We start from the raw sequence: 17745 nt of genomic DNA, 5'->3' as shown, positions 1-17745 counted from the left end.
GGCAACAGAATGGCGCGCGTACTCTCCGCCGTCTGGCGGGACAGCACCGGGCGGATCGGGCTGATCCTGGTCGTGGTGGTGGCCGCCACGGCGCTGCTCGGCCCGTTCGTCGTGCCCTACCCGCCGGAGGCCACCTCGCCGGACCGGCTGCTGGGCCCGGGCAGCGCCGGCCACCTGCTCGGCACCGACCAGTTCGGCCGGGACGTGCTCTCCCGCATGGTCGCCGGAGCCCGGGTGTCGTTGCTGGTGGCGGTCTGCGGCTGCCTGCTGGCCCTGCTGGCCGGCGGCCTGATCGGCGCCATCGCCGGCTACCTGCGCGGCTTCGTCGACGAGGCGCTGATGCGGCTCATGGACGTCGCCTTCGCGTTCCCGTTCCTGATCCTGGCGATCGTGCTGGCCTTCGTCGTCGGCTCCAGCGTGCCCATGCTGATCGTGATCGTCGGGGTCACCCGGCTGCCGCAGTTCGCCCGGCTGATGCGCGGCGGGGTGCTGGACGTGATGGGCCGCGACTACGTCACCGCGGCGCGGGCGATCTGGGGCAACCGCGCGCCCGTGCTGTGGCGGCACATCGTGCCGAACGCGGCGACCCCGGTGATCGCCTACGCCAGCCTGGCCGTCGGCATCGGGGTCAACATCGAGGCCGCGCTGAGCTTCCTCGGCGTGGGCGTGCAGCCCCCGGCCGCGAGTTGGGGGTCGATGCTCTCCGACGGTCGCGCCTACCTGCTCGACGCGCCGTGGCTGACCCTCTTTCCCGGCCTGGCGATCCTGGCCACCGTGATGGCCTTCAACCTGCTGGCCGACGGGATGCGCGACGCCCTCGACCCGGCCCGGGCCACGCTGAAGGCCAGTCACGACCGGCCCCGGCTGCTGCTGCGGCTGCTCGGCCGGCAGCCCGGCGCGTCGCACGAGACCGTCCCGCCGCAGGCGGCGTCGGCGGAGGGGAGTGGCCGTGACTGACGGCAGAGTGGCACCGCAGACCGCTGCGACACCGCGGCCGGCCCAGCCGCCGCTGCTGGCCGTGCAGGACCTGTGGGTCGAGTTCGGCACCGGTCCGGGCCGGGTGCCGGCGGTACGCGGCATCAGCCTGGAGATGGCCGCCGGCGACTCGCTCGCGCTGGTCGGCGAGTCCGGATCCGGGAAGTCCGCCACCGCCCGGACCATCATCGGCATCCTGCGCCCGCCCGGCCGGGTCACCCGCGGAAGCATCCGCTTCCAGGACCGCGACCTGCTGGCCCTGCCCGAGTCGCAGCGCCGGGCCGTCCGCGGCTCCGGCATCGCGATGATCTTCCAGGAGGCGCTGGCCGCGCTCAACCCGGTGCTCACCGTGGGATTCCAGATCGGTGAGCTGTTCCGCAAGCACCAGGGCTGTTCCCGGGCCGAGGCCCGGCGCCGGACCCTGGAGGTCATGTCGCTGGTGCAGATCCCGCACGCGCACCGGCGGCTCGGCGACTACCCGCACCAGTTCTCCGGCGGCATGCGGCAGCGGGTGGTGATCGCCATGGCGTTGGCGTTGCGCCCGCAACTGGTGATCGCCGACGAACCGACAACCGCGCTGGACGTCACCATCCAGGCGCAGATCATGGAGCTGTTGCAGCACCTGCTGGAGCAGGAGGGGCTGAGCCTGCTGCTGATCACCCACGACCTCGGCGTCGCCGCCGCGGCGACCAGGAAGATCGCGGTGATGTACGCCGGCCGGATCGTGGAGACCGGCCCGCTCGCCGAGGTGTACCGGGCACCGGCCCACCCGTACACCCGGGGGTTGATGGCCTCCATCCGCGGCCGGAACCGGGCCGACCGGCGGTTGTACACCATCAAGGGCGCGCCGCCGGATCCGCGCCGGCTGCCGCCGGGCTGCCCGTTCGCCCCGCGCTGCGCCAACGCGACCGAGATCTGCCGGGAGTCCGAGCCGCCGCTGCTGTCGGTGAGCCCCGGCCGGGCCAGCGCCTGCCACCACGCCACAAGCGTGCTCGTCGAAGGAATCCTCGGGGAGGACCTGTGACGCAGACCGAACCGCTGCTGCGCGTCGACGCGGTGAGCAAGGCGTACCCGGGTCAGCGGAGCCGCCGCGGCCTCGGGCCGCGGGCGCAGTTGCAGGCCGTGGACCGGGTCAGCTTCGAACTGGCCGCCGGCAGCACGCTGGCGGTGGTCGGCGAGTCCGGCTGCGGCAAGTCCACCCTGGCCAAGATGCTGCTGCGGTTCGAACGCCCGACCGGCGGCCGGATCTTCTTCGCCGGCCAGGACATCTTCCGGGCCGACCGGCGGCGCAGCCGCGCGTTGCGCCGCCGGATCCAGATCGTGCTGCAGGACCCGTACGGCTCGCTGAACCCGCGGCGCACCGTGCGGGACACGGTCACCGAACCGTGGCTGGCCTTTCCCGACATCCGCCCGGCCGACCGCACGGCCGCCGCCGTCGAACTGCTCGAACGCGTCGGGCTCGGCGACTCGCTGCTCGACCGGTACCCCGGGTCGCTCTCCGGCGGTCAACGCCAGCGGGTGAACATCGCCCGAGCCCTGGCCGCGCGGCCCGAACTGCTGATCCTCGACGAGCCGCTGTCCGCGTTGGACGTCTCCATGCAGGCGCAGATCGTCAACCTGCTGCGCCGCCTCCAGGCCGAGCTGGGGATCAGCTACCTGTTCATCACCCACGACCTGTCCCTGGTGCCGTTCCTGGCCGACCAGGTGGCCGTGATGTACCTGGGCGGGTTCGTGGAGACCGGACCGGTGAACGAGGTGTTCGACGGGGCGACCCATCCGTACACCCAGGCGATGCTTTCGGCGGTGCCGGCGCCCGACCCGGAACAGCAGCGGCGGATCGTGCTGCGCGGAGACGTACCCAACCCGGCCGACCCGCCCTCCGGCTGCCGCTTCCGGACCCGCTGCTGGCGGGCCGAGGAGGTCTGCGCCAGCACCGCGCCCGAGCTGACCGAGCGGGGTCACGGCCATCCGAGCGCCTGCCACTTCGCCGCGCCGCTCACCCAGCAGCTTCCGCCGGAACCGATCAACACAGGGACGGAGTGGTAAGCGTGCGTGTCTACGAGGCAGTGGCGGCCTGCCTGGCCGACAGCGGGATCGACACCCTCTTCGGCGTGGTCGGCGAGGGCAACGTCGCGCTGGCCACCTGCCTGTCCCGCGAGCACGGCGTGCGCTACCTGGCCGCCCGCCGCGAGGACGGTGCCGTGGCGATGGCCGACGGCTACGCCCGCGCCGGCGGCCAGCTCGGCGTCTGCACCGTGACCCACGGCCCCGGCCTGACCAACACCGTCACCGCCATCACCGAGGCGGTCCGCGCCCGCAGCCCGCTGCTGCTGCTCGCCGGCGCGGTCGGCCGCACCGACCGGACCAACCGGCAGCGCATCGACCAGCGTCAGCTCGTGGCGGCCACCGGCGCCGAGGTGATCGAGGTGACCGACCCCCGGCACGCGCTGCGGGACCTGCACACCGCGCTGGGCCGGGCGGTCGTCCGGTCCACGGTGGTGCTGCTCGACCTGCCGGTGGACGTGCAGATGGCCAGCACCAGCGAACCGGTCCAGCGCTGGCTGCCGCCGGTGCCGGAACCGGTGGAACCCGCCGAGGCGGTGGTGGCCGAGGTGGCCCGGGTCGTAGCCGCGGCCCGCCGGCCGGTGCTGCTGGCCGGGCGCGGCGCGGTCCGCTCCGAGGCCCGGCAGGCGCTGCGCCGGCTGGCCGAGGTGACCGGCGCGGCGGTCTGCACCAGCCTGTTCGCCAAGGGGTTGTTCGCGGCCGACCCGTACGACCTCGGCGTCTGCGGTGGCTTCGCCACCGACCTGGCCCGCCGGGTGATCGCCGAGGCGGACTGCGTGGTGGTCTTCGGCGCCAGTCTCAACCGGTGGACCACGGCGAAGGGCACCCTGTTCACCGGCACCGTCATCCAGGTCGACACCGATCCCGAGGCCATCGGGCGGTGGACGCCGGTCCAGTTCGGACTGGTCGCCGACGCCGCGGTCACCGCGGCGGCGCTCGCCGACGCGATCGAGGCCGCCGGCGGCGGTCGCGGCGTCCACCGGTCGCCCGAACTCGCCGCCGAGATCGCCGGCTACGACGTGGCCGCCGAGTTCCCGCCGCCGCGGCCCGGTGCGCCGGCCGACCGGCTGGACATCCACCCCGCCACGCTGGCCCTGCGCCGGACCCTGCCCGCGCAGCGGCAGCTCGTGGTCGACGTCGGGCACTTCATGTCGGTGCCCAGCCGGTACCTTCCGGTGCCCGACCCGACCGGCTACGTCTCACCGTCGGCGTTCGGCGCGATCGGCCTGGCGCTGCCGGCCGCGGTCGGCGCCGCCGCGGCCCGCCCGGAGCGGCTCACCGTCTGCTTCGTGGGCGACGGCGGCCTGATGATGTCGCTGTCCGAACTGGACAGCGTGCGCCGGTACGGGCTGCGGCTGCTGGTGGTCGTGATGAACGACAGCGCCTACGGCGCCGAGGTGCACATCTGCCGGCACCACGGCGTCCCGGACACGCTTGCCTGGTTCGACCCGGTCGACTTCGCCGCCACCGCCACCGCGCTCGGCCTGCCGGCCCGGGCCGTCACCAGCGTGCCGGACCTTGAAGCGGCGGTGGCCGACCTGGTCGGTTCCCCCGGACCGGCCCTGCTGGAAATCAAGTTGGATGCCGAGGTCTCGACCCGGTACTACCAGGACTTCGCGGGTGCCTCCCCTGGCACCGGGGATGCCGCCGCGGCGGCCGGCACCGCGGGGAAGCGGTCGCCGTCAGCGCCAACGGCGTCGCTGGCGGCGGCCCCGGAACCCGTACCCGCCGAAAGCGACGCCGCGTGAAGCCGACCGAGCCCGCCGCCCCGAACAGCGTCAACCCCCACGGCACCACCTCGAACGGCAGCACACCCGGCCCGCTGGCCGGGATCCTGGTGGCCGACTTCTCCCGGGTGCTCGCCGGGCCGTACGCGACCATGCTGCTGGCCGACCTCGGCGCCACCGTCGTTAAGGTCGAGTCGCCGGCCGGGGACGACACCCGACGCTGGGGGCCGCCCTGGCATGACGGGGTCAGCACCTACTACCAGTCGATCAACCGCAACAAGCGCAGCGTCGTGCTGGACCTGCGCACCGACCACGGGCGTGCCTACGCCCGTCGGCTCGCCGCCCGGGCGGACGTACTGGTGCAGAACTTCCGCCCGGGCGGTGCGACCCGGCTCGGCCTGGGCCACTCCGAGCTGAGCCGGATCAACCCGGCCCTGGTCTACTGCTCGATCACCGGGTACGGCCCGGACGCCGACCCGGCGCTGCCGGCCTACGACCTGGTCGTCCAGGCGGTGTCCGGGATGATGAGCCTGACCGGCCCCGACCCGCAGACCCCCAGCAAGGCGGGCATCCCGATCAGCGACGTGCTGGCCGGGCTGCACGCCGCGATCGGCGTGCTGGCCGCGCTGCACCACCGGGAGAGCAGCGGCACCGGCCAGCACATCGAGGTCAGCCTGCTCGGCTCCACCCTGTCCGGGATGGTCAACTTCGCCGGCGGGTACGCCCTCGGCGGGCACGTCGCCCGGGGGATGGGAATCCGGCACCCGAGCATCTGCCCGTACGAGCCGTTCCCGACCGCCGACCGGGAGCTGATCGTGGCCGCCGGCAACGACCGGCAGTTCGCCGCGCTGTGTCGCTGCGTCGGCCGGCCGGAGCTGGCCGCCGACGAGCGCTTCGCGACCAACGCCGCCCGGGTGGCCAACCGGGCGGAACTGTTCGAGATCCTGGCCGCCCGGCTCGCCGAGCGCGGTGCCGACGCCTGGACCACCCTGCTCGGCCGGGCCGGTGTGCCCTGTGGACCGATCAACGACATCGCCCAGGGCATGTCGCTGGCGGCCGACCTCGGCCTGCAACCGGTGCGGGACGTGGCCGGCAGCCGCCAGGTCGCCAGCCCGTTCCGGCTCTCCGCCACGCCGGTGACGTACCGCTGCGCCCCGCCCGGCCTGGGCGCCGACACCACGGACGTGCTGGCGTGGCTCGATTCCATGGCCGACGGTCCGCTCGCGGACTGACGCCGACCGCCTCGCGGACCGACGCCGACTGCACAGGGGAGGACCGATGACAGACCCAGCCGACCTGCTCGACCTGGACGGACTGCTCACCGAGGAGGAGCGCACGCTGCGGGACACCGTGCGCCGCTTCCTCGACGAGCGCATCCGCAACCAGGTCCCCGGCTGGTACGCCCAGGGTGTGCTGCCGCCGGAGGTGGCGCCCCAGTTCGGCGAGCTGGGCCTGCTCGGCATGCACCTGGACGGGTACGGCTGCGCGGGAGCGGGCGCGGTCGCGTACGGCCTGGCCTGCCTGGAGCTGGAGGCGTGCGACAGCGGGCTGCGCAGCCTGGTCTCGGTGCAGGGCTCGCTGGCCATGACCGCGATCCACCGGTTCGGCTCCGAGGAGCAGAGGCAGCGGTGGCTGCCGGAGATGGCCGCCGGCCGGGCCATCGGCTGCTTCGGGCTCACCGAGCCGGACCACGGCTCCGACCCGGCCGGGATGCGCACCACCGCCCGGCGCGACGGCACCGACTGGATCCTCGACGGCGGCAAGATGTGGATCACCAACGGCGGCATCGCCGCGGTGGCGGTGATCTGGGCGCGTACCGACGAGGGGATCCGCGGCTTCCTGGTGCCCACCGACACCCCCGGGTTCCACGCCCGTCCGGTGGGCGAGAAGCTCTCCCTGCGGGCGTCGGTCACCTCCGAACTGGTGCTGGACTCCTGCCGGCTGCCCGCGGACGCGCAACTGCCGCGGGCGCACGGCCTGCGCGCCCCGTTCGCCTGCCTCAACGAGGCCCGGTACGGCATCGTCTGGGGCGCGATGGGCGCGGCGCGGGACTGCTACACCACGGCGCTGCGCTACGCGGCCGACCGCACCCAGTTCGGCCGGCCGATCGCCGCCTTCCAGCTCACCCAGGCCAAGCTGGCCGGGATGGCGGTGGAGCTGTCCAAGGGGATGCTGCTGGCGTTGCGCCTCGGCCGGATCAAGGAGGCCGGCGGGCTGGCCCCGCACCAGGTGAGCCTCGGCAAGCTGAACAACGTCCGGCAGGCGCTGGAGATCGCCCGCACCGCCCGCACCATACTCGGCGCGAACGGGATCAGCGCCGAGTACCCGGTGCTGCGGCACGCCGCGAACCTGGAGTCGGTGCTGACCTACGAGGGCAGTGAGGAGATCCACACGCTGGTGCTGGGCGAGGCGGTCACCGGTGTCGCTGCCTACCGCTGAGGGCCGGGCGCCGGTGGCGCCGCCCGCGGTGAATCCCGTCGTGGCGGTCTGCGGGGCGGTCTTCGTCTACGCCACCGGCCCCGTGCTGATCAGCGCCAGCACGCTGGGCGGGATCGCCTACTCGTTCTGGCGGATGCTGCTCGCACTGCCGCTCATCGGCGTCCTGACCTGGCTGGCCGGGCGCCGCGGAAACGAGCTGCGCGGGATGCTCGGCCCGCTGCCGGCGGTGGCCGGGCTCGCGCTGGCGTTCAACCAGGTCCTGCTGATGGTCTCCCTCAAGCGGGTCACGGTCCTGGACGTCACGCTGGTCAGCAGCCTCGCCCCGGTGGTCACCGGGATCGCCGCCGCGCTGCTGCTCGGGGAGCGGCTGCGGCGCACGTTCTGGTGGTGGACCGTGATCGCCATGGCCGGCGCGGGGGTCGTGGTCGCGGGCAGCGCGGGCCGGCCCAGCGGCGACCCGTTCGGTCTGGGGCTGGCCTTCCTCAGCATGGTGGCGTTCACCGTCTTCCTGATCGTCGGCAAGATGAGCGGCGGCCGCCCGGCCTCCACCCCGTTCACCTTCGGTGCCACCTGCTACGGCGGCGCGGCGATCACCGCGTACGCGCTCGTGGCCAGGGTCGATGTCGGGCTGCCGCACCCCCGGGAGCTGGTGCTGCTGCTCGGGGTGGTGATCGGGGCCGGCACCTTCGGCCACGTCGTGTTCCTCTGGGCCCTGCAGTACCTGCCGGCGACCTTCGGGTCGGTGGTCCGGCTCAGCCACCCGTTCATCTCCGGCGCGCTGGCCTGGATCTTCCTCGGCCAGGTCAGCACCGTCTGGCACCTGGCCGGCGGGATCCTGACCATCGGCGGGGTCGCCGGCGCCGCGCTCAGCGGCCGGTCCGTGCCGCCGCCACCACCGGAGTCGGTGTGACGGTCCGGCCGGCGTCGGCGTCCCGGCCCACCGTGATCAGGTTGCCGCCGGCGCGACCTCGGCCTTGTCGGCCGCCGGCTGACCGACGATGCCCTCGCGGGTGAGGAACCGTTGCGCCATCCGCGCCGACGGGTGGTAGCCGACCACGGCCAGCAGCGAGATCCCCGCGATCACCAACCAGCCGGCACCGGGCAGGGCGGCGGGGTGCCACGACATCGCCAGGAACGTGTACAGCGCCGGAGCCCAGCGACCGCCCAGCGTGCTGAACACCTCGGCGACACCGCCGTACTCGCCGCGCCGGGCCGGGTCCATCAGCTTGGCCTGGAACGCCCAGTTGGCTGCCGAGAAGTACAGCTCGGCGCCGGTCACCGCCACGTGCCCCAGCCAGACCAGGAAGATCGTCACCAGGCCGACCGTGCTGTGCGTGGCCATCGTGATCAGGCAGGCGGCGACGAAGAAGAAGCCGGAGATGCGTACCGAACGAAGCCCGTCCGAGACCGTCTCGACCCCGCGGGAGGTGTAGGCCGGCAGGAAGATGCACAGCACCGTGTTGGTGCCGAACAGCCAGGCCAGCAGCCAGTGCGGCGCGTCCGTGGCCTGGACCAGCCACAGCGGGATGACGATGTTCAGGAGGACCTGGTTGGTCCACATCGTGCCGCTGAAGAAGCTGCCCAGGATCCAGCCGAGGTTGCGCAGCGGCCCCCGACCCGCCGGCTTCGCTCCGGCCGCCCTCCGGCGGCGTGCGGACCGCGCGATGTCGTGCGGCGCGCGCGGCAGGCGCGCGATGAACACCGCGTTGAGCAGCCCGATGGCCAGCGTGAACAGGGGCATCCAGCGGATCAGGGTCAGATCGTCGATGGCCAGCGCGACACCGCCGATGATCGCGCCCAGCGTGAAGCCGACGTTGAGCGAGGAGTACATGTACGCCTGGGTGGCCACCCGCTCCGCTTCGGGCATCACGTCGAGGATGTAGGCGTTGCGGCCCGCCCCGGCGGCATTCTCGATGATCTCGAAGCAGACGACCATCGCGAGGTAGCCCCCGAAGCTGCCGATGAACGGCCAGGCGCCGAAGAGCAGGGCGGCCACGAACGCACCCACCGCCCACATCCGCTTCGGCCCGATCCGGTCGGTGAGCCTGCCGGCGGGGTAGGCGAACAGGAACGACACCACGCCGGCCACGGTGAGCCCGAGGCCGACCTGCGCCGCACGTAGGCCGACGACCTGGGTGAAGAAGACCGCCGAACCGGTGAGGAACGTGCCCTCCGCGGTGGCGAACAACAGGGACTGGCTGGCCAGTCGCCGAGACAGCGGCGTCGGTGGGATCAGCCGACGCAGCGACGCTCGGATCCGGGGCATGCCGTATCAGACCAGGGGAGGGCCGCCGCCCGCACCCGAGTTATTTCACCGGTTCCGCTGCGGGGCCCGGCCGTGGCTCGATGCCCAGCGCCGCGCACGCGCCGTCGACGGCCGCCCCGCGCAACTCCTGCCACGGGATCTCGGCGAACTGGATCGTGCAGTCCTGGAGGCCGCCCAGGGCGATCACGGCCCGGGTGGCCTGTTCGAGTGTCGGGTCGGGTCCGAACAGCAGCTTCATCAGCCGCTCGCGCCAGGCCATCACGTGGTCGATCAGGCCGAGATCGGCGAGCGTGGTCAGCTCGCTGAGCATGAGCACCATCTCCCGGCGGTGCCGGTAGTGGAAGTCGAAGTAGCCCTCCAGCAGGGCGCGCGGCTCGACCTCGTCGAGTGCCTCCAGGCTCTGCAGGAACGCCTCCTCCTCGTCGATGATCGGCTGCACGATGCTGCGGACCAGGTCCTCCCGCGAGGGAAAGTGGTAGTAGAGCGCCGGCTTGGTGATACCCAGCCGCTCGGCGATCTCCTGCAGGCTGGTCCGCTGCACGCCCTGCCGGGCGAAGAGGTCGCGGGCGACGTCCAGGATCCGCTGCTTGGTGTCGGAGGGCCGTCGCATCCGGTCAGCTTAACTTGACTTACCGATAGGTAAGAAGCCATCATCTTACTTACCTATCGGTAAGTAAGGAGGGTTCGGTGCGGATCCTGATCTCGGGCGCCAGCATCGCCGGCCCGGTGCTGGCCTACTGGCTCACCCGGCACGGCTTCTCCGTCACGGTCGTCGAACGGGCGCCGGAACTGCGCAGGACCGGTGGCCACGCGGTCGACCTGTTCCGGCCGGCGGTGGACATCTCCGAAAAGATGGGCGTCCTGCCCGACATCGAGGAGCGCGCCACCGGCACGAAGTGGATGACCATCCACCGGGAGGGCGCCGGCCGCCCGGTCCGGGTGGACCTTTCCAAGATCTTCGGCGCCACCTCCGAGCGGCACGTCGAGATCATGCGGGACGACCTGAGCGAGATCTACCACCGGAGCACCCGAGACGACGTCGAATACCTCTTCGGCGACTCGATCACCGCGATCTCCCCCGACGGCGAGGTGCGGTTCGAGCACGGCCCGGCGCGCCGGTTCGACGCCGTGATCGGCGCCGACGGGCTGCACTCCAACGTGCGCCGGCTCGTCTTCGGCGACGAGTCCCGGTACAGCTCCTTCATCGGGGCGTACCTGGCGGTGCTGACCCTGCCCAACGCGGCCGACCTGGACGCCGAGTTCGTCCTGCACGTCGGCGTCGGCCGCACCGCCGGCATGTACGGCGCCCGGCACCTCGACGAGGCGCGGGCCGTGTTCCTGTTCCGCAGCGAGCGCGAGATCGACTACCACCACCGCGACGTGCCGCGGCAGAAGGAACTGCTGCGCGGCGCCTTCACCGGCCTGCACCCCGAGGTGGACCGCTGGCTGGACGAACTCGACCGCACCCCGGCGTTCTACTTCGACTCGATCACCCAGCTGCGGCTGGACAACTGGTCGCGGGGGAGGGTGACGCTCGTCGGCGACGCCGGCTACTGCCCGGGTCCGGCCGTGGGCGGCAGCACCAGCCTCGCCGTCATCGGCGCGTACGTGCTCGCCGGGGAACTGGCCCGCGCGGGCGGCGACCACGAGCGCGCCTTCCCGGCGTACGAACGGGCGATGGCCGACAACGTGCGCGGCAGTCGCGCGGTGGCGCTCAGCGCGGCGAAGGCGCTGATTCCGCGGTCCCGCCTCGGCGTGCGGGGACTGGTCCAGGTCACCCGCCTGGTCTCCGCGCTGCCCGCGGGGCCGAGCCGGGCGCTGCTGCGACTGAGCACGAAGAGCGCCCGCGTCTACGACTCCATGACCATCGACGACTACCCGCCGGCGGGCCAGGATCCGGCGTGACGGACAGCGATCGTGCGCAGCCGGGCGGAGCGGCCGAAGGCACGGGCCGTGTCGTCAGCGACGGATGATCTCCGTCAGCTCGATCAGGGTGTCGATTCGATGGCTGGCCGCCGAGAAGTCGTGCGACCTGGTGAACTCGTTGTGGACGATGACGCAGTCGATGCCGGCCGCCACGGCCGAGTTCAGCCCCCTGAGTGAATCCTCGACGACAAGCGTCTCGGCTCTGCCGGCGCCGAGGCGCTTCAACCCGGTCAGATACGGCTCCGGGTGCGGCTTGGCGAGACGGTAGTCCTCGCGTACCAGGACGAAGTCCATGTACCTGCTGATCTGGCGCTTCTCGTGGATGATCTCGAAATCCGCCCGCTTCGCCGTGGTCACGATGGCCATCCGGACGTACCTCGACAGTTCGGCAAGCGCGTCGACGACGCCGTCGATGTCGATGGCCTCTGTCCTGAGGTACTCCTGGTAGTAGGCATCCCGGACCGCGCGCTGCCTGCCGATGGTCTGTTCGTCGATGCCTGCCGCCCTGGCCTGGGCCCAGGTGCCCGATCCCTGGTTCATGTCCCGGACGTACTGCTCCTTGTCCAGGGTCAGACCAATGTCGACCAGGGCGCGCTCCCCGGCCTTGTAGTACCAGAACTCGGTGTCCACCAGGACGCCGTCGTGGTCGAAGAGTATGTACTTCTTCACTCCCTGGTCCCTCCCCGTGGTCCGGCGAACCACCCGCAGGCCCGCGGTCAGTCCAGCACCTCCAGGGTGCCACCGACGCTGACCGTACGATCCTGCCGGGAAGGTCCACCGCGCTTCGGAACCGGCTCGACCCATGGCGTCCCTACCCGATGACGTCCCTGTCCCAGGTCCCTCGGGCTCGGGCCAGGTCGGCCGGGGTGTCCAGGTCCTCGGGCGAGCCGTCGCAGGGCACCCGGGTCACGAGGTCGGCCCGCGCCCGGAGGAAGTCGCGGGCTCCCCGATCTCCGGTCGCGTACGGCGCGAGCAGCGGCCAGGTGGCGCGGCTGAGCAGTACCGGATGGCCGGGTTGGCCGGCGTAGGTGGCAACGGCGACGGATGCGCCGGCCGTGTGCGCCTGGCGGACCCGGCGGACCGCCGTCGGGCTCAGCCAGGGCTGATCGACGAGCACCACCACGACGGCGTGGGCGGCCGGCGGCAGCGAGCGTAGGCCCCGCAGCAGCGAGCCGCCGAGGCCGTCTCGCCAGCGCGGGTTGACCACCGCAACCGTGCCCGGCAGCGGAGGCAGCCGGTGGGCGTCCGCGCCGACCACGACATGCACCGGGTCGCAGCCGCCGACCCGCAACAGCCGGACCGCCCTTCGGACCAGTGGCTCGCCCTCGCACTCGACGAAGGCTTTCGGCTGGCCGAGGCGGCGTCCGGCGCCGGCGGCCAGCAGCAGCCCGGCGACCGTCACCGTACCGCCGCCACCGGGACGCCGGCCGGGGCCGGAGGGCCGGCCGGGGCCGGGTGGATCGGGCCGGTCAGCTCGGCCAGCGGCCGGCCGGTGCCGCCGTGGCGCCACGCGACCAGCTCGGCGGCGATCGCCAGGGCGGTCTCGGTCGGGCGGTGTCCGCCGAGGTCGAGCCCGGCGGGCGCCCGCAACCGGGCCAGTTGCGCCGCGGGCACCCCGCCGGCGCGCAGCCGGGACAGCCGGGCCTCGTGGGCGCCGCGGCTGCCGAGCACCGCGAGGTATCCGGCGGGGGTGGCCAGCGCCGCGCGTAGCAGCGGGATCTCGTACCGGGGGTCGTGGCCGAGCAGACAGAGCACCGTGTCCGGCGTGACCGGCGTGGTGGCCAGCAGGCGGTGCGGCCAGGCCCGCTGCACCTCGTGCGCGTCGGGCATCCGGGCCGCGGTGGCGAACGCGGGCCGCGGATCGCAGACGACGACCCGGTAGCCGAGGTCCGCGCCGAGGCGGGCGAGCGCCGCGGCGACGGCGGTCGCGCCGAACAACAGCATCCGCGGCGCGGCCCGCGTCACCTGGAACAGCACCCGTACGCCGGGGCGGGCACCGTGGCGCAGCACGACCGCCCCGCCCGGCAGCCCGGCGGCCTGCCCGGCGGCGTGGTCGGCGGCCTGCCCGGCGGCCCATCCGTCCAGGTCCGCGGTGCCGAGGGTGCCTTCGGTACGGTCGCGACGGATCAGCAGTTCGGCGGCGAAGGGCGCGTGGCCGCCGACGACGGTCGCCACGGTGACCGGGTCCGGCCCGGCGAGCGCGGCCAGGGCACGTGCGGTCCGCCCGTCGGCGGTCACCCGGCGCAGGAGCACCTCGATGGTCCCGCCGCAGCCGGGTCGGGCCGGCCACGGTCCGTCGCCGCCCACCGGGTAGCGGGCCAACCGGGCCCGTCCGGTGCGCAGGGTCTCCGTCGTGGCGTCGAGCACCGCTGCCTCGACGCAGCCGGCCGGGATGCCCCCGCGCACGTCGCCGGCGGCGTCCACGGCGAGCAGGTCGCCGGGGCCGGTGACGCTGCCCGCGCTGCTGGCCACCACGGTGGCCAGTCCGAAGGAGATCCCTCGCTGTCGCCAGTCGTGGGCCGCGGCCAGAACCTCACGCATCCCGCTCCCACCGATCACCAGTTCGACGCCTTATGCTGGGCATTTGACGGCATATGTCGTGGTTGAGCGTAGTCTGACGCGGTGCGCAGCGAATGCCAGAGGGACAATCCGGCAGCCGGTGACCGGTCGTGCCGAGTCCGGCTCACCGTCAACGACGACGAGCACGACCTGACCCTGGACAACCGGACCACCCTGCTGGACGCCCTGCGCGAACGGCTCGGCCTGACCGGCAGCAAGAAGGGCTGCGACCACGGCCAGTGCGGCTCCTGCACCGTGCTGCTCGACGGCCGGCGGGTCAAGAGCTGCCTGATCCTGGCCGTGACCTTGGACGACCGCAGGGTGGTCACGGTGGAAGGGCTCGCCGACGCCGATGACCTCGCCCCGATCCAGGCCGCCTTCATCGCCCACGACGCCTTCCAGTGCGGCTACTGCACCCCGGGCCAGCTCTGTTCCGCGCAGGGCATGGTCGACGAGGCGGCCCGCGGTTGGCCCAGCGCGGTGACCGCCGACCTGACCGCGCCCGTGCAGCTCACCGACGCGGAGATCCGGGAACGGATGAGCGGAAACCTGTGCCGCTGTGCGGCGTACCCGAACATCGTGGCCGCGGTCCGCGAGGCGGCCACCCGATGAGGCCGTTCCGCTACCACCGGCCCACCGAGGTGGCCGAGGCCGTCGCCCTGCTCGACGCCGAGCCGGAGGCGGCCTACCTGGCCGGCGGCACCAACCTGGTGGACCTGATGAAACTCGGTGTGCAACGCCCGGACGTGCTGGTCGACGTGACCGGGCTGCCGATGGACACCGTGCGGCCGCTGCCCGACGGCGGCGTCCGCATCGGCGCGAACGTACGCAACAGCGATCTCGCCGCCCATCCCGTCATCCGGCGCGACTACCCGGTGCTCACCCGGGCGCTGCTCGCCGCCGCCTCCGGCCAGCTGCGCAACATGGCCACCACCGGCGGCAACCTGCTGCAACGCACCCGCTGCGGCTACTTCCAGGACACCGGCAAGGCGTGCAACAAGCGGGAACCCGGCACGGGCTGCGCGGCCCGCCACGGCCAGAACCGCGACCTGGCGGTGCTCGGCTGGTCCGAGCACTGCGTGGCCACCCATCCGTCGGACCTGGCCGTCGCCCTGGTCGCACTCGACGCCGTGATCGAGACGCACGCGTCACACGGCCCTCGGCAGATCCCCCTCACCGAACTGCACCGCGAGCCCGGCGACCGGCCAGAGCAGGAAACCACCCTGCCCCGGGGCACGCTCATCACCGCCGTACACCTGCCGCCGTCGCCGCTGGCCCGCCGATCGGCGTACCACAAGGCCCGCGACCGGGCGTCGTTCGCCTTCGCCAGCGGCTCCGTGGCGGCCGCCCTGGAACTGGACGGCGGCGTGGTCCGCGACGTCCGGCTGGCGTACGGGGCCGTGGCGCACCGCCCGTGGCGGGCGTACCGGGCGGAGGCCACCCTGCGCGGCCGGCCGTTCACCGCCGAACTGGCCGCCCACGCCGCGGACGTCGAGCTTGCCGCGGCCCGTCCCCTGGAACACAACGCCTTCAAAGTGCCGTTGATCCGCAACCTCACCGTGCGGGCGCTGACCGAACTGGCCGGGCAGCCGTGAGCGCCGCCGTCGGCACGGCGCACACCCGGCTGGAGGGCCGGGACAAGGTGACCGGCGCCGCCCGGTACGCGGTCGAGTTTCCCACCGAGGACGTGACGTACGGCTGGGCCGTCTCCGCGCGCGCCAGCCGCGGCCGCATCACCCACATCGACCCCGCTGCGGCGCTGGCGGTGCCCGGAGTGCTCGACGTGCTGCACCACGGCCACGCGCCGCGGCTGGCCCCCGACGTCGACGCCACCCTGTTCCTGCTCCAGGAACCGGTCGTGCACTACCGGGGTGAACTGATCGCCGTCGTGGTGGCCCAGACCCTCGAAGCGGCCCGGGAGGGCGCCCGGCTGGTCCGCATCGAGTACGACACCGAACCGCACAGCACCCTGCTCACCGAACACCACCCGGGCCTGTACCGGCCGGACAAGGTCAACCCGAGTTACCCGACCGACACCGCCCTCGGCGACTTCGACGCGGGGTTCGCCGCCGCCGAGTTCCGTGTCGACGCCACCTACCGCACCCCGGCGTACCACAACAACCCGATGGAGCCGCACGCGACCACCGCCCGCTGGCAGGACGGGCGACTGCTGGTGCACGACTCCAACCAGGGCTCGGCCGGGGTGCAGACCACGCTTGCGCGACTGTTCGGGCTGCCCCGCGAGGCGGTCCGGGTGATCAACGAACACGTCGGCGGCGGCTTCGGCAGCAAGGGCTACCCCAAGGCGGCGGTGGTGCTCACCTCGCTCGCCGCCCGGCAGGTGGGCCGGCCGGTACGGCTCGCCCTGACCCGGCGGCAACTGTTCGGCCCGGTCGGCTACCGCACCCCCACCATCCAACGGATCCGCATCGGCGCCGACGCCGACGGCCGCATCGGCGCGATCTGCCACGACGCGATCAGCCAGACCTCGACGATCTCCGAGTTCGCCGAGCAGACCGCCACATACACCCGCAGCATGTACGCCGGCCGGCATCGCCGCACCACACACCGGCTGGCGCGGCTCGACGTGCCGACCCCGTTCTGGATGCGCGCCCCCGGCGAGTGCCCCGGCGCGTACGCGCTGGAGTCCGCGATGGACGAACTGGCGACCGCCTGCGGCATCGACCCGGTCGAACTGCGAATCCGCAACGACACCGCGGTCGACCCGGAGCAGGGCCAGCCGTTCAGCAGCCGCAACCTCGCCGGGTGCCTGCGCGAGGGCGCCCGCCGGTTCGGCTGGGCAGACCGGGACCCGACGCCCGGCATCCGACGCGACGGGCGGTGGCTGTTCGGCACCGGCGTCACCGCATCCAGCTACCCGGCCCGATCCTTCCCGGCCGCCGCGGCGGCCACCGCCGACCCCGACGGGACCTTCGAGGTACGCATCAACGCCGCCGACATCGGCACCGGTGCCCGCACCGCCCTGTGGCAGGTGGCCGCCGACACCCTGGCGGTGCCCGGTGACCGGGTGACGATCCGGATCGGCGACAGCGCGTTGCCGCCGGCCGGTATCGCCGGCGGCTCCATGGGCACCGCCTCCTGGAGTTGGGCGGTCATCCGCGTCTGCGAACAACTTCGCGACAAGATCCGGAACTCGCCCGACGGCGCCGTGCCGGCCGAGGGCCTGAGCGTCGAGGTGAGCACCGCCGACGAGATCGCCGCACGACCGGCCCGACCCCGGTTCGCCTACGGCGCCCAGTTCGTTGAGGTGCGCGTCGACGCCGACACCGGCGAGATCCGCCTCAACCGGATGCTCGGGGTGTTCGCCGCCGGCAGGATCGTGAACCCCGCCACCGCCCGCAGCCAGCTCATCGGCGGCATGACCATGGGCGTGTCGATGGCCCTGCACGAGGAGGGCCTGCTGGACGAGCGGTACGGCGACTGGGTCAACCGCGACCTGGCCACCTACCACGTCAGCGTCTGCGCCGACATCGAGAACATCGAGGCGTACTGGCTGCCGGAGGAGGACCCCGACCTCAACCCGGCCGGGGTGAAGGGAATCGGCGAGATCGGCATCGTGGGCGCCGCCGCGGCCGTCGCCAACGCGGTGCACCACGCCACCGGAATCCGGGTCCGCGACCTGCCCGTCCGGCTCGACAAGCTCCTGCACCGGCTACCGGGCAGCATCTCCGCCTGACCCGAGAGCCGGATGTGCTCAGCGGCTTGAGATCCAGGGCGAGGGCCGCACCCGGATCTGCGCGGGCCGGAAGCTCAAGCTCTCCCCAGCTA

The 17745-nt window shown here is 73.1% G+C and carries 16 protein-coding genes; 11 read left to right on the top strand and 5 right to left on the bottom strand.

The annotated features are described in order from the left end of the window. Positions 1-9: 9 nt before the first annotated feature. Genes CIK06_RS23725 through CIK06_RS23690 form a run of 7 tightly spaced genes read left to right on the top strand, consistent with a single transcriptional unit; the run spans position 10 to position 8115 of the window. On the top strand, positions 10-957 hold the full coding sequence (locus CIK06_RS23725) for an ABC transporter permease (protein ID WP_095566665.1): 948 nt from the start codon (positions 10-12) through the stop codon (positions 955-957). Further along, positions 950-1999 (top strand): ABC transporter ATP-binding protein, encoded by a 1050-nt coding sequence (locus CIK06_RS23720; protein ID WP_095568080.1) that lies wholly within the window; start codon positions 950-952, stop codon positions 1997-1999. The genes CIK06_RS23725 and CIK06_RS23720 overlap by 8 nt, the downstream gene beginning before the upstream one ends. After that, positions 1996-3021 carry an ABC transporter ATP-binding protein gene (locus tag CIK06_RS23715; RefSeq protein WP_198347984.1) on the top strand — a complete coding sequence of 342 codons (1026 nt, stop codon included), beginning with the start codon at positions 1996-1998 and terminating at the stop codon, positions 3019-3021. Before CIK06_RS23720 ends, CIK06_RS23715 begins: the two co-directional genes overlap by 4 nt. A 2-nt stretch (positions 3022-3023) precedes the next feature. Then, complete coding sequence (locus tag CIK06_RS30280) at positions 3024-4787, top strand: thiamine pyrophosphate-binding protein (protein WP_198347983.1); 1764 nt, start codon at positions 3024-3026, stop codon at positions 4785-4787. After that, positions 4784-5998 carry a CaiB/BaiF CoA-transferase family protein gene (locus tag CIK06_RS23700; RefSeq protein WP_095566664.1) on the top strand — a complete coding sequence of 405 codons (1215 nt, stop codon included), beginning with the start codon at positions 4784-4786 and terminating at the stop codon, positions 5996-5998. The genes CIK06_RS30280 and CIK06_RS23700 overlap by 4 nt, the downstream gene beginning before the upstream one ends. Positions 5999-6044: 46 nt before the next feature. Beyond that, positions 6045-7205: an acyl-CoA dehydrogenase family protein gene (locus CIK06_RS23695; RefSeq protein ID WP_095566663.1), complete on the top strand. Its 1161-nt coding sequence runs from the start codon at positions 6045-6047 to the stop codon at positions 7203-7205. Beyond that, the gene (locus CIK06_RS23690; protein WP_198347982.1) at positions 7186-8115 is read left to right on the top strand and encodes a DMT family transporter; all 930 of its coding nucleotides are present in this window, start codon (positions 7186-7188) and stop codon (positions 8113-8115) included. The genes CIK06_RS23695 and CIK06_RS23690 overlap by 20 nt, the downstream gene beginning before the upstream one ends. Before the next feature lie 36 nt (positions 8116-8151). Here the strand turns inward: CIK06_RS23690 and CIK06_RS23685 are convergent, their stop codons facing one another. Together CIK06_RS23685 and CIK06_RS23680 are read right to left on the bottom strand one after the other, a co-directional pair. Continuing rightward, positions 8152-9471 carry an MFS transporter gene (locus CIK06_RS23685; RefSeq protein WP_095566661.1) on the bottom strand — a complete coding sequence of 440 codons (1320 nt, stop codon included), beginning with the start codon at positions 9469-9471 and terminating at the stop codon, positions 8152-8154. Positions 9472-9511: 40 nt separating this feature from the next. Beyond that, a complete protein-coding gene (locus CIK06_RS23680) occupies positions 9512-10081 on the bottom strand; it encodes a TetR/AcrR family transcriptional regulator (RefSeq protein WP_095566660.1) in 570 nt (189 codons plus the stop codon). A gap of 77 nt (positions 10082-10158) precedes the next feature. Here CIK06_RS23680 and CIK06_RS23675 point away from each other — a divergent pair, with 77 nt between their 5' ends. Further along, positions 10159-11376 carry an FAD-dependent monooxygenase gene (locus CIK06_RS23675; RefSeq protein ID WP_095566659.1) on the top strand — a complete coding sequence of 406 codons (1218 nt, stop codon included), beginning with the start codon at positions 10159-10161 and terminating at the stop codon, positions 11374-11376. Positions 11377-11430: 54 nt separating this feature from the next. Here the strand turns inward: CIK06_RS23675 and CIK06_RS23670 are convergent, their stop codons facing one another. From CIK06_RS23670 to CIK06_RS23660, 3 genes are all read right to left on the bottom strand, one after another. Continuing rightward, positions 11431-12066, bottom strand: coding sequence for an HAD family phosphatase (locus CIK06_RS23670; RefSeq protein ID WP_095568077.1), 636 nt, complete (start codon positions 12064-12066; stop codon positions 11431-11433). Positions 12067-12208: 142 nt separating this feature from the next. Continuing rightward, on the bottom strand, positions 12209-12799 hold the full coding sequence (locus CIK06_RS23665) for an NTP transferase domain-containing protein (RefSeq protein WP_095566658.1): 591 nt from the start codon (positions 12797-12799) through the stop codon (positions 12209-12211). Beyond that, a complete protein-coding gene (locus CIK06_RS23660) occupies positions 12796-13938 on the bottom strand; it encodes an XdhC family protein (RefSeq protein WP_095566657.1) in 1143 nt (380 codons plus the stop codon). Before CIK06_RS23660 ends, CIK06_RS23665 begins: the two co-directional genes overlap by 4 nt. Positions 13939-14019: 81 nt before the next feature. Here CIK06_RS23660 and CIK06_RS23655 point away from each other — a divergent pair, with 81 nt between their 5' ends. Genes CIK06_RS23655 through CIK06_RS23645 form a run of 3 tightly spaced genes read left to right on the top strand, consistent with a single transcriptional unit; the run spans position 14020 to position 17653 of the window. Continuing rightward, on the top strand, positions 14020-14568 hold the full coding sequence (locus CIK06_RS23655; RefSeq protein WP_095566656.1) for a 2Fe-2S iron-sulfur cluster-binding protein: 549 nt from the start codon (positions 14020-14022) through the stop codon (positions 14566-14568). Then, positions 14565-15551: a xanthine dehydrogenase family protein subunit M gene (locus CIK06_RS23650; RefSeq protein WP_095566655.1), complete on the top strand. Its 987-nt coding sequence runs from the start codon at positions 14565-14567 to the stop codon at positions 15549-15551. The genes CIK06_RS23655 and CIK06_RS23650 overlap by 4 nt, the downstream gene beginning before the upstream one ends. Beyond that, positions 15548-17653: a xanthine dehydrogenase family protein molybdopterin-binding subunit gene (locus CIK06_RS23645; RefSeq protein ID WP_095566654.1), complete on the top strand. Its 2106-nt coding sequence runs from the start codon at positions 15548-15550 to the stop codon at positions 17651-17653. Before CIK06_RS23650 ends, CIK06_RS23645 begins: the two co-directional genes overlap by 4 nt. The last annotated feature ends 92 nt before the right edge of the window (positions 17654-17745 follow it).

The organism is Plantactinospora sp. KBS50 (genome assembly GCF_002285795.1).
Taxonomy (GTDB): Bacteria; Actinomycetota; Actinomycetes; order Mycobacteriales; family Micromonosporaceae; genus KBS50.
The sequence above is the reverse complement of the archived record's forward strand: the minus strand, read 5'-3'. Positions and strand labels throughout refer to the sequence as shown.